The sequence below is a fragment of the Streptomyces sp. NPDC051133 genome (assembly GCF_040682635.1).
GTDB lineage: Bacteria > Actinomycetota > Actinomycetes > Streptomycetales > Streptomycetaceae > Streptomyces.
On sequence record NZ_JBFBBK010000054.1, the window covers coordinates 47,797 to 58,815 of the forward strand.

Below are 11,019 nucleotides of genomic sequence, written 5' to 3' on the forward strand. Positions count from 1 at the left end.
GATGGCGACGTCCAACGATGTCCGGGCAGCGGGTGCAGGGTGTGGGCGAAGAGCCGTTTGAGCCCCGGGCGTTGACTGCTCCTTCGTGCGTCGTATGCGCTACGCTGCCGCCGATGGTGCGGCACGCGCATGCCAGGCCATGTCAGATCCCGGCCGGAACCGCACCCACGCGCCCGGCAAGCGGACAAGGGTCTCAGACTCGCGCAGCAATCTCTCCTTGAACGTGATGACTCCTGCTGCGGCATGGGCGTGGGCATGCTGCGGAAGGACTGGCATGACGAGGGACAAGAAGCGCAAGGCCGCGATCCGCGAGACGCAGGTTCAAACAGGCCGCCGCTACACCCAGGTCGCCCGCGAGATGGCTGCCGCGACCGACCGGGAGCCAAAGGGCTTCCTGCTCTCCCAGCTGCTGACCGAGTGCGCCACCGTTGCCCCGGCAGACGTCGACTGGGGCTACGACTCCGAGCTCGCGCCGGAGGTGTTCCACTCCCGGCTGCTCGGCGGTGCCGTGCCTTACGGCACCGTTCTGGAACTCGCGGGCTCACTAGCGCAAGAGGGACGCTCCGCACGTCTCACGCTGGAGTCCATGAGTCCTCTGGAAGAGGCAGTCGTCGTCTGCGGCAACCGCCGCTTCCAGCTCGTCCTCACGCAGGACATGGTCAGGGAGCTGTGCCAGACATCCGCCTGCCGGAACGACCAGCCCGGCTGGGCCTTCCTCCAGTGTTCCAGCCACCTGCCGGACTGCAGCGGCGATGCTCTGGTCTCCATGACCGAGGAATGGGCGTACAGCTTCAAGCCGGACGCCGGCCGTGACGTGGACCGTCTCGAAGGCAGCGCGGAAGCAGACCTCCTCATCAAGGCCGCCACCGCAAACGGCACCTATGAGCGTGTCAGCAAGGCTCTGCTCGATTCCCTCTTCGTAGCCCCCGAGGCGCTCGATGACATGTTCTGGAGCGAAGAGGAGACACTGGCCATGCAGCACACGATCGAACGGGAGCGTCTTCGCCTGCACAACGTGGCGCGTGCCGAAGCACGGCGCCTTGGGAAGGTCTTCGGCGCCTGCGTGACCTGCGGCGGCCGCCTCAACACCTACGGCTGGGATCCGGGTGTTCCGCCACGGTTCTGCTCAGCGAACTGCGTTCCGCCTGCTCCCAGTTCCTCCCCGGAGTCGGCCACGACCGAACGCCCGGCTAGTCAGCGGCCGGCAGAAGAACCCGTCTGGTAGGGCGATTTAGGGCCAACCCGTGACGAACTACCGGTGGGTGCCTGCCAGGCAGGCGCCCACCGGCTCCTGCGTGTCTCGCCGGTCTAGGGCACAACCTTCGGACTCGCGGCGGTGCGGGCCGGGTGCCGGCGGCCGTGACGTGGGCACAGGCGTACGCGCCGGTGCCCCAGGGGCAGGTCTCTCCGATGCCGCGTTCGTGGACGGGCCGCGCGAGACCGTGCTGGTCACTGGGGGCAACGCATTCCACGGTGGCGCCGTAGGTGGAGGCGTCGGCGCGCTGCAGGCCTGTCGAGTCCTCCTCACCACTCTAAACAGGAGTACTGCTGAGCGCTTTACAGTAGAGTGGTTACTGGCCGTGCCGCGTCGTTCAGAGGAGACCCGCGTTGCCCACCGTGAGCCTGCACTTCGACTCGTCCCTGATCGCCCGCCTGGCCGCCGCGGGGCCGGAAGAGACCGTTCACATCACTCTGTCTCTCGACCTCGCGCCCCACGGGGCCCCGGAGGGTGATGCCTCCGGTCCCGGGCGTGCCGTGGCCCCGCAGGGCCCGCTGGCTGAGCTGCTGCTGAAGGGGCTGCTGCAGGCCGGGGACACGCTGTCCTTCCAGCAGCGGCGGGCGGGCCGGGAGGCAGTGGCGACGGTGACCGCTGACGGGCGGCTAATCGTCGAAGGGCAGGCGGTGCCGTACACCTCGCCGTCGAAGGCGGCCTCAGCGGTCACCGGCACGTCGTCGAACGGGTGGGTGTTGTGGCGGACCGCGGACGGCCGCACCCTCGATGCGCTGCGCCAGCAGCTGCAGCAGGACTCATCGACGGCTCAGGTCTAGGCCGGAGCCGGGGCTCCCCAGCACCGCTTGTCACCAGTTCGTTCGTGGAGGAGTACGTGAGTGCGCCGCACCGCCCCCGTCCCGCGTCGCCGCTGGCACAGCTGCCGGGCACGGGCCCGGCGGCGTCTGGTGCCGCAGTGCCGGCCGGTGATTGGTCCGAGGAGGTCCTGACCGGAACCGTCCTGCCCAGCGTCCTGGGCGGCGCACTGCCGCAGCCGGAACCGGTGCGCCCGGTGGTGGTGTTCGTCGCCGGGCAGGCAGGCAGCGGCAAGACGCTCGTCGTCGACCTGGTGCACGCCGCGCTGGAGCGGCGAGGCGGTGCGGTGCGGGTGGACCGCGACGCCTACAAGAACATCCACCCCCGCTACGCAGCCCTGCTCAGCGAGGACGTACGGACTGCTGGCGTGCGGGTGCGGGCGGAGACCTACCAGTGGCAGGCCGAAGTGGAGGCTCGGGCACGAGCCGGCCGGTATGACGCGGTGGTGGAGGCGCCGTTGGCCCACCCCCAAGAGTTCCTGACTGGGATGGCCGCGTACCGGCAGGCGGGCTACCGCGTCGAGCTGGTGGCCCTGGCCGTGCCCGAGGCGGTCAGCCAGCTCGGCATTTTGGACCGGTACCTGCGCCTCGCCCAGGAGGGCCGGGCCCGGTACGTCTCCTGGGACAACCACGACCAGTGCGCTGTCGCCCTGGTCGACACCCTCAGCATGGTGGAGGCCGCGCACCTGGCGGACCGGATCTTCGTCGTCCGGCGCTCCACGGAGACCGCGCTGGAGGCCGTGTACGACAACGAACTTGCGTCCACCGGGCAATGGCGCCGCCCGGCGGGCGCGGCACGCGCGGTGCTCGCTGAGCGCAGGCGCCCATGGGACGCCAGGGAGACGGGCCGATTCCGCCGTCAGCTCGCCGACGCCGACCGGCGCCTGACCGACCCCCGACTGCCCGAGGACTGGACGCTGGCGGTCCGCCGCGACACCGAACGCGCCGCTGCCCTGGCCGAGCCGGTCCGACGCACCGCCCAGCCGCGCCGGGAGCCTCCCGGGGTCGACTACCACCGGCTCTCCGCAGAGGAACACCGCTGGATCTTCGACGAGTTGATCGTTCCGATGTTGGGACCGATCACACCGCAGGACAGACCCGTCGCGGTATACGTGATGGGCCAGCCCGGCGCCGGCAAGACCCGGGCCGCTCAGATGGTCCGACGCACCCTGCGCGACGGCCCTGCCCACATCACGGGTGACGACTTCAAATTCTCCCACCCGGACTACCTGCAGCTCTTGCGTGAGGAGCCGCGCACGGCCTCCGCGCGGATCCGCGCCGACTACCGGGCCTGGCAGGCTCAAGCCGAAGCGTACGTGCGCGAGCGGCGCGGGGACGTGGTCATCGAGATCACCCCGGAAAACGCCGCCGCCTTCGTCACCAGCGCGTCTCTGTACCGGCAGGCCGGATACCGGGTGGAGCTGCTGGTCCTGGCCGTGCGCGCAGCCGATTCCCGGCAGGGCACGGCCGTCCGCTACGCCCAGGTGAGTCAGCGAGGCGTGCCCGCACGGTTCACCACCGCCGCCGGGCACGACACTCACTTCGCCGTCCTCCCCGAGGTGGTGGCGGCTGCCGAGCAGCTGTCCGTGGTCGACTCGGTCACGGTGATGCGGCGGGACGCCCACGTCCTCTACCGCAACGAACAAATCACCCAGGGACGGTGGGCACGGCGTCCCGCCGCCGCCTGGGCCCTGGCTGCGGAGCAGTCCCGCCCCTACACCACCGAGGAAGCCGCGCGGTTCTGTGCCGCCCAGCGCTGGCTGCGTTCCGCGATGCCGCAGTACCGCGACGAACTCATCGCGATCGGACGCCTGGCATGCCCGTTAATGCCCCCGGCCCTGCAGCCGCATCAGCTCGACGCGCATGCCCCCGTGGCCGCGCTCCCCATGCCCGTCAGCGCCATGCTGTAGCTTGATCGGTAGGCGCGGGGCCTGGGCGGTCGAGGTGTGACCGCTGGAGAGTCCAGGAGGACTCGTGCCCATAGTCCGCGTCAACGCCGCGAAGTTCATCGCTCGCCTTCTGCCAGAACCGCACGAGACGGATCTCGGCGGCGAGCCCGCCCACCACCTACTGGCCACCGCTCACGCCGACCGGGTATGCCCACCGTCAGGCCACAGCATCAGCTGGACGGACTGCTACGCCAGTGCGGACATGCTGCCTCTGCCCCACAAAGCGGATCTGCTGCTTGAGCCGGACGGCAAACCAAGGTCGATTCCGGATCATCTGGTCGGTGAGGCACGTGAGCGGGCGGAGCGGGTCGGCCGCCAAGCGGCGTGGATCCGTCGGGAAGCTCACCGTCGCGGACTTCACTGACGCCGCCCGTCGTCCAGCGCCCGCCCTACCCCGGGGCGGGCGTTCGCGTGGTCAGTCCCCGTATTCGCGCACTGACCAGCCGTCTGGCACTTCGCGGACTTCGAAGCCTGGCGCGATGATCTGGTGGAGTGTTTCGCCGTCGGTCCAATCTTTGAGCGTGTCGGCGAGAGTGGTGATCAGCGGCTCGTCCACGTTGTCGAAGAGGATGACGGGCTCGACGGCCAGTTGGGCATCGGTTCGCCGCATGCCGTCGACGGGGGTGGCCCAGCCGACGATTGGCATCACCAGAATCACGCCGTCGTCGGGGCATTTGATCGCCACTCGCCACCCGTCCGGGGCGGCAGCGAAAGGGAACGGGACTGCGGTCATGACGGCAGACTCTAGCCCCGCGGTTCGGGCAGCTGCCCGGGCGTGACAGGCACGGTGGCGCCGAAGCTACGACTCGGGCTGCGCCTCGCTGGCTTCCAACTCCTTCAGGCGTGCGGCATAGACGGCGGCGATGCGCGCGATCTCGTCGGGCCCAGCCGTCCTCAGCCGGTTCTGGTCCTCCACGCACTCCTGACGCCGCGCCTTCAGTTCCTCCAGGCGCTGCTCGTCCCCGGAGCGCCGCGCGAGGAGGAGCTGTCGGCTGTACCAGGCGATGACGTTCCCCACGATCTCGTGCGCCACCTCATACCCGGCGTCGCCGCCGTCCGGGTCCCAAGCCGGTCCCGACGATGGTGAACGTGGCGGTTCCGGGGAGGACGATGCGGGGTCGTGCACGGAGAACCACCTCGAGGCGCGTTGAGAACCGGACGGCGAAAAGATCATTGTCCGGCGTGGGCGGGAACCAGTCCATCACCGGCTCCTCTCGGCCTGCATATCCCGCCGGGGCTGCCGCCGGCCACCGCCCGCAGCATAAATTGGGACCGCAGGTGATCACTTCGGGGGGACACACCACATGACCGACCTTCGTGCGCTGTTCAGCTCCAATGACCCCGTGGGCAGCAACGAGGCGTTCACCAACCGCCAAGACCAGTGGGATCTCGTCGCCACCGCCATCGAGGAGCACCTGCGGCACATCGCCGCTCCGGCCTTCAACGTTGAGGATCTTGAGGTCCCTCGCAACAACGTGATCGTGTTTCACGGGGTGGGCGGCGTCGGCAAGTCGACCCTGCTGCGCAAACTCGAATCCTCGCTCACCGCAGCGGACCAGCGTCCCGTGCACTGGGGTGCCCCCGCCTGGGCGGGCGAGAAGATCCTGCCCATCCGCATCGACCTGGCCCGCTCGGCATCGACCGGTTCGGACTTCGAGCGCGTCGTGCTGACGATCCGTCTGGCCCTGGCTGCGACCGTCGGCCGCCCTCTGCCGAGCTTCGACCTCGCGCTGCGCCGCTACTGGGATGCTCAGCACCCTGGTGAGCCGCTGGAGGAGTACGTCCGGCGCACCGGCCTGGTGGGGAAGTTCGGACAGATGCTGCCCGGGCAGTTGCAGGCCGCGGTCAGTGAGGCCATCGGCGCCCTGCAACTGCCCGGCCTGGTGGGCTCGGCGGCCGGGCAGGTCACCACTGCGCTCGTACAGGCCCTGCGTGAGCGCCGCGAACGGGCGCGGGCCCTCGCCGGCTGTGCCCGCACCGCCGCCCTGCTCGAGGCCGAACCCGACCTGGAGGCACTCTCCTTCTACCCGCACCTGCTGGCGTGGGAGATCAGCCGCCTGCCCGCGAAGAAGGCGGCCGTGCCGGTCCTGCTGCTGGACACCTTCGAGGACACCAGCGACCGCCACCGCGACACCGAACGGCTCCTGCAACGCCTCGTGTGGCTCATGCCGAACTGCTTCTTCGTCATCAGCGGCCGCAACCGTCTGCAGTGGGCCGATACCGCCCTTCAGGGCCAGCTCGACTACACCGGCCCCGCCGCCTGGCCCGGCCTGACCCCCCAAGCAGGGCAGCCGGCACGCGCCGCCGGACAGGGCGGCGCCCGCCAGCACCTGATCGGGGACTTCTCCGAACAGGACTGCGACACCTACCTCGCCCAGCGCCTCACCCAGGACGGCCAGCCGCTGATCAGCCCTGACATCCGCGCCGTCATCACCCAGCGCTCGCACGGCCTGCCGCTCCACCTCGACCTGGCCGTCGCCCGCTTCCTGGAGATCCGCCGCACCGGCCGCACCCCCACCCCGGCCGACTTCGACCACACCTTCCCCGCGCTCATCGCCCGCACCCTCTCCGACCTCACCGCCGACGAGCGCCACGTCCTGCGCAGCGCCAGCCTGCTCGATGCCTTTGACCTGGACCTGGCCACCCACGCCGCAGGCCTCACCCACCAAGCCGCGGCCCGCAGGCTCATCGAACGGCCCATGATCACCGAAGACCCCTACGCGATCTGGCCCTACCACCTCCACGGCGCCATCCGCACCGCACTACGCACCGCCGACGACCACACCGAGGACCGCTGGACCTCCGCCGACTGGCACCGGGCCGCCGAACGCGCCCTCGCCGCCCTCGGCCAGCAGAGGCAGGACGGCCGCGCCGACGTCCCCGGCCGGACCCTCCTCGTCGCGTGCCTGCGCCAGGGCCTGCGCCTGGCCCGCGACCACCGGCTGGACGACCTCAGCTGGCTCACCGACGCCGCATTCGCCTACACCGACGACTCCGTGTGGGAACCCCTCGCCCCGCCCACCCACGCTCTGGTCTCCGCTGGAACCGGCCCGGATACGGGTCCGGACACGCCCGCCGACGCTCTGGCCGAACTCCTCGTCGCCATCGGCCGCCGCCAGCACGAACACCGCGAACGCACCGCTGAGCGCTTCACCGCCGTCCTGGACACCGGCCTGCTGTCCGGCGAACTTGCCGAACTCGCCCTGTACTACCGGGCCAAAGCCCACAAGGACCTCGGCCGCACCGACGCCGCCGCGGACGGCATGCGCCAGGTCGCCGACGCCGGCGGCCGGCTCGCCGTGCGCGCCCGCCGCGGCCTGGCCAACCTCGCCCGCATCCGCGGCGACTTCCCCACCGCCCTCGCCGCCGTCCCCACCCTGGGCTGGAAAGGCCGCCACCACCGCGTCCTCGGCCACATCCGGTGGCCCCACGGCGACATCGACCGCGCCACCGCCGCCTTCGAAGCCGCACGGACCGAAGCCGAACAGCACGACGCCCCGGGCGAGCGGGCCATCGCCCAGACCCACATCGCCCTGGTCACCGCCTTCGCCGACCCGGCCCGTGCCGACGACGAGCTCGCCCTCGCCCACCAGCTCCTGGCCCACCTCGACCAGCGCGCCACCACCCTCCTCGCCCACGTCGTCGGCCTCGTACGCGACGCCGGCACCGACCGCGACGTCACCGACCGCGCCACCGTGCTGCGCACCGAGATCACCGTCGCCGGGCTCACCTGGCTCACCCCGCTCCTGGAAACCGCCCTCGCCTTCCACCACGCTGTACGCGGCGCACAAGACGACCTGGCGGCCACCCTCGACCGTCTGCACGAGGTGACCGCGAACGGCGACTTCGGCTACTACCGCCACATCGCAGCCGCCATGGGAGACCTGCCCCAGCCCGCCGGGCCCGCCATACGCTGGCTCGACGATGAACTCACCGTCCGTACCCGCTGGCGCGCCCTCGTCACCGCCCGCCAACAGCGCCTGCACGGCACTCAGTAACAGCCGGTTCAGCCGCCGTCCTCGTCCTCGGTGTACGGCTCCGCAAGGCGCAGCCCGAGGTCGTCTGGAAGTCTCATGCCGCAGCGGCGGCCGCCACCAGCTCTGGGAAACGCTGCTCCCAGCAGGTGCGCACCGGCTTGCCCAGGGCGATCCGCAGGCGTGGCCAGTGCCTCACGAGCAGATCGGCGTTGAGGTAGCCGGTGAGGTCCTCGCGTAGACCGTTCGTGAGCACGATGCGGTACAGGCCCAGCAGCAGCTTCTCGTCACTGACCTCGAAGCGCCTCAGCCCCGACCAGGCCAGATGCAACGGCAGCTCGACCGTCCCGGTCGCGGGACCGGACAGCTCCTCGAGGTGAGCGGGCAGACGCTCGGCCACATGAGCCCAGCGGGAAGCGGTGGCATGGTGCACGGTCACGGCTTCAGTGTGGTCCCTCTTAGCAGGACCCATCGTCCATCAGGGGAAGCCGATCGTGTGCCAGCGCATCCGGTCGCAGCCTGCCGCCGCCCGGCAGTCGTCAAGGTTCCGGCCAGCCGGCTGCTCACGCTCTGTCCAAGGTGATCAACGGTTCGGGGCCTGTGAGGCTCATGGAACGGGCTCGCGCCCGCGAATCGCGGACGCGAGCCTGAGGACGTCTCTGAGGCGACCGGTCTACCCGGCGCTGTAGGCAGCCTGCAGCCGGGCGAGGAGGTCGCGTGTGTCCTTCGCGGAGAACGCGGTGACGTCGTTCTGTTCCGCGCCTTCGACGGCGATGTTCCACTCACCGTCGCCTGCTGCCGCCACTTGGATGGGCGGCTGGGCCATCCACATGACGTCGATGCCGCGCCGGACCACCACGGCGATGAGGCTGGGCAGCAGCACCGCGCCGCCTGCGCCGCCTGGACCCATGAGCAGGTCGGCGAGGGCCTCGGTGGCGTTGTCACCGCGGACGCTTTCCGTGGTGAGGGCGACTTGCCCACCACCGGCGCTGGTGAGCATCACGGCCATGTGCGTGCAGTCCTCGTTCCGCTGCCACGGGGGAATCTTCCAGTCGAAGGTCATGCGCTCATCTTGCCCACGCAGCACGGCAGTTGATGCCGCTCGTGGTGTCCCACGTCGTGGTTTCGATTACTCGAGGACGGTCGAGGCAGATGGAGCGGGCGTCTGAGGAGAGCTGGCTCATCGGCCTCTGTAGACGTCTTCGTCAACCGGCGGTTCGTCCCCGACGTAGTCGTAGGGGTCGTCGTCCAAGAGAACGTCCTCGTCCAGGTCGCCGAGGTGGAAGAGAAGTTTGCTGCTCACTTCGAGGTCGCATGCCGCGCAGTGGAATCCGTAAGGGACGAGGTAGACCCCTTCCTGGCCGGCGATGCCCTGGACGTTCACTAGACCGGCCACCCACCCCTGAGAACCGCAGGCCGGGCACTGTTTCGGTGCTTCCCGGCTCATGGTGATCAGCGGCTGACTGGTGATTGCGGCCAAAACCACATCACGCTCTTTGCGGGACATATGCCCGAAGCGCTGTTCAAACAGTGAGCGTGCCTTGACGAGCAGAGCTTCCGCCGCGACGCGCTCTTGTCGCACCTGCTCATCGACCAGCTTGTCGTGCAGGACCCGGTAGGGGCCCCAGTAGCCGTTCGGATCGACTCTCAGTTCTTCGAGAACCGGGTCGACGAGGCGCAAGCAGACCGTGAATACCGCTTCAGCTTGTGCGGCGTCGTGTATCGCGCTGTGGGCAACCCCATTGCGGGCGTCCGCCAGGGGCTCGAGGGCCTTCTTGTCGATCGGGATCTTCCTGGGAAGGAGCCTCAGCACCCGCTCATGGGCTTCAGCGAGGCCGATGGTCTTGACCTTGGTCAGAGGAGCCGCGTGGGAGCCCAGGCCCGTGGCATGGAGCAACGAGTCGAAGTGCCGGCCGTCGACGATCAGAGCCGGGTGGATTCCAGCGAGGTAGGCCTTGAGCAGATGCTCTGTAGCGACGCCGGCGTGGTGAACGGCGAAGTCGTAGCTTTCAGTCCCCTCGACAAAGGCTGCCAGCGCCGCATTCATCCACTTTTGAGATGAACTTTTCAACTGCTCTGAATCCATGGCCGAGACGATAGGGCCGCTGGACCGTCAAGCGCTCCTGTTCGGGACCGCAGCCGTTCCGGCAGAGCCAGAATGCGCCTGGGGATTCAGGTGGAGTTCAGCCGGCGTGACACCGGAGCCGCCATACGGACTGGGCCAAGCAAGGGAGAGATGACCGGCGACGCGCCGTCCACCAGCGGAGGCACGCCATGGCCACTGCCCGCTGATCTCGACTGGAGACGGAGGCCCTGGCCTGCTCACGCCAGAGTGTCGGGGTCAATGCCCTGGGCCCGGGCCAGAGCGAACAGAACGCGCTCCATACCCTCCAGCCGTTGATCGAGGCCATCCAACCGTTGCGTGATCGTGCGATCTCCCGGCGCGCCGATGGCGTTGGCGAGTGAGTCGATGTTCCCGAACGCCGTGGTCTGCTGCTCGCGGATCTCTCCGAGCTGCTCGCCGTGCTCGGCCAGGGTGCGCCCCGTTCGGAACGCCGACGCCTCCAGGTCCCGGAGCCGTTCGTCGTGCGTCTTTGTCTCTCCCGCCATCCCCCCATCCTGGCAGATGCGGACCGGCGCTGGTGCCGGCCGCCCGCCAGTCCACCAGTGGGCACCATCACACCAGGTCAGCACCTCGCACGGTGGCCCGAGCGCGAACACCCCGGCATGATCGGAGAAATGTTCGACAAGCTCCGTCGCCGCCGTCCCTGCCCGGCGGCTTCCCCCGTTCCGCCTCCGGCCGCAGCGGCCCCGGCACTGGCCGACGCTGCCATGCTCGCCGACATCGGCCGCGTACGCGCCGCCCTCGTCGCCGTCGGCGTCGATTTCGAGGGGCCTGGTGGCGCTCACGAACCTGCCTGACGCGGCTGCGAGGCCCGGAAACGCTGCCTGACGTCCCGGTGGCCAGCCAGGGATTCCGCGTCACGCGACTCCGATCATGGTGGCGAGCG

Annotated in this window: 10 protein-coding genes; 4 read left to right on the forward strand and 6 right to left on the reverse strand. The window is 69.7% G+C overall.

Annotated features, from left to right (window positions below; translation table 11 throughout):
- The first annotated feature begins 274 nt into the window (after positions 1-274).
- The 3 genes from AB0N17_RS37105 to AB0N17_RS37115 all read left to right on the forward strand — a co-directional run bounded on the left by AB0N17_RS37105 (position 275) and on the right by AB0N17_RS37115 (position 3,995).
- Positions 275-1,225 carry a hypothetical protein gene (locus AB0N17_RS37105; RefSeq protein WP_366016049.1) on the forward strand — a complete coding sequence of 317 codons (951 nt, stop codon included), beginning with the start codon at positions 275-277 and terminating at the stop codon, positions 1,223-1,225.
- A gap of 392 nt (positions 1,226-1,617) precedes the next feature.
- Complete coding sequence (locus AB0N17_RS37110; RefSeq protein WP_366016060.1) at positions 1,618-2,049, forward strand: DUF4357 domain-containing protein; 432 nt, start codon at positions 1,618-1,620, stop codon at positions 2,047-2,049.
- Positions 2,050-2,105: 56 nt separating this feature from the next.
- The gene (locus AB0N17_RS37115; RefSeq protein ID WP_366016050.1) at positions 2,106-3,995 is read left to right on the forward strand and encodes a zeta toxin family protein; all 1,890 of its coding nucleotides are present in this window, start codon (positions 2,106-2,108) and stop codon (positions 3,993-3,995) included.
- A 454-nt stretch (positions 3,996-4,449) separates the two neighbouring features.
- On the opposite strand, the gene AB0N17_RS37120 is transcribed toward AB0N17_RS37115, so the two are convergent.
- Together AB0N17_RS37120 and AB0N17_RS37125 are read right to left on the reverse strand one after the other, a co-directional pair.
- The gene (locus AB0N17_RS37120; protein ID WP_366016051.1) at positions 4,450-4,767 is read right to left on the reverse strand and encodes a hypothetical protein; all 318 of its coding nucleotides are present in this window, start codon (positions 4,765-4,767) and stop codon (positions 4,450-4,452) included.
- Between the two features lie 66 nt (positions 4,768-4,833).
- Positions 4,834-5,052 carry a hypothetical protein gene (locus AB0N17_RS37125; RefSeq protein ID WP_366016052.1) on the reverse strand — a complete coding sequence of 73 codons (219 nt, stop codon included), beginning with the start codon at positions 5,050-5,052 and terminating at the stop codon, positions 4,834-4,836.
- Between the two features lie 286 nt (positions 5,053-5,338).
- On the opposite strand from AB0N17_RS37125, the gene AB0N17_RS37130 reads away from it, so the two are divergent.
- Complete coding sequence (locus AB0N17_RS37130) at positions 5,339-8,032, forward strand: ATP/GTP-binding protein (RefSeq protein ID WP_366016053.1); 2,694 nt, start codon at positions 5,339-5,341, stop codon at positions 8,030-8,032.
- A 73-nt stretch (positions 8,033-8,105) separates the two neighbouring features.
- Here the strand turns inward: AB0N17_RS37130 and AB0N17_RS37135 are convergent, their stop codons facing one another.
- The 4 genes from AB0N17_RS37135 to AB0N17_RS37150 form a co-directional block, all read right to left on the reverse strand.
- On the reverse strand, positions 8,106-8,447 hold the full coding sequence (locus AB0N17_RS37135) for a hypothetical protein (RefSeq protein WP_366016055.1): 342 nt from the start codon (positions 8,445-8,447) through the stop codon (positions 8,106-8,108).
- Between the two features lie 234 nt (positions 8,448-8,681).
- Positions 8,682-9,071 (reverse strand): hypothetical protein, encoded by a 390-nt coding sequence (locus AB0N17_RS37140; protein ID WP_058928873.1) that lies wholly within the window; start codon positions 9,069-9,071, stop codon positions 8,682-8,684.
- Between the two features lie 117 nt (positions 9,072-9,188).
- Entirely contained in the window at positions 9,189-10,094 is a 906-nt protein-coding gene (locus AB0N17_RS37145) for a hypothetical protein (RefSeq protein WP_366016057.1), read from the reverse strand.
- A 236-nt stretch (positions 10,095-10,330) separates the two neighbouring features.
- Positions 10,331-10,918, reverse strand: coding sequence for a hypothetical protein (locus AB0N17_RS37150; protein WP_366016058.1), 588 nt, complete (start codon positions 10,916-10,918; stop codon positions 10,331-10,333).
- Positions 10,919-11,019: the final 101 nt, after the last annotated feature.

Coding starts and splice junctions, on each gene's coding strand:
- AB0N17_RS37140 (WP_058928873.1), bottom strand. CDS start 9,071: ATGACCTTCGACTGGAAGATTCCCCCGTGGCAGCGGAACGAGGACTGC.
- AB0N17_RS37130 (WP_366016053.1), top strand. CDS start 5,339: ATGACCGACCTTCGTGCGCTGTTCAGCTCCAATGACCCCGTGGGCAGC.
- AB0N17_RS37105 (WP_366016049.1), top strand. CDS start 275: ATGACGAGGGACAAGAAGCGCAAGGCCGCGATCCGCGAGACGCAGGTT.
- AB0N17_RS37120 (WP_366016051.1), bottom strand. CDS start 4,767: ATGACCGCAGTCCCGTTCCCTTTCGCTGCCGCCCCGGACGGGTGGCGA.
- AB0N17_RS37145 (WP_366016057.1), bottom strand. CDS start 10,094: ATGGATTCAGAGCAGTTGAAAAGTTCATCTCAAAAGTGGATGAATGCG.